The organism is Neisseria sp. HMSC074B07 (genome assembly GCF_001810355.1).
GTDB lineage: Bacteria > Pseudomonadota > Gammaproteobacteria > Burkholderiales > Neisseriaceae > Neisseria.
The window spans coordinates 1-230 of the sequence record NZ_KV800967.1; the positions used below are offsets into that span (position 1 = coordinate 1).

Genomic DNA, 230 nt, shown 5'->3' on the forward strand with positions numbered 1-230 from the left:
CCCAATGCGTCGGTAACGACGGTATGGTCTTTGCGGTAGTCGAACGTCCATTCTTCGCCGAGGTTGTTGCTGCTCTTGAGCACTTTGCCGTCGGTGTCGTAACGGTCGTATTCGTAGCGGGACACCAGTCCGTCGGGCTGGTTGTGTTCGACCATGATGTGGTTGCGGTAGGCGAAACCGCGCAGTTTTTTGCCGTCGCGTCCGTAAACGGCGGTCAAATCGCCGTAGCC

1 protein-coding gene is annotated in these 230 nt (G+C 57.8%); it reads right to left on the bottom strand.

Annotated features, from left to right (window positions below; genetic code table 11):
- Positions 1–230 (bottom strand): type IV secretion protein Rhs (locus tag HMPREF2726_RS09470; RefSeq protein WP_246827880.1); only part of this gene is annotated, 230 nt, incomplete at both ends.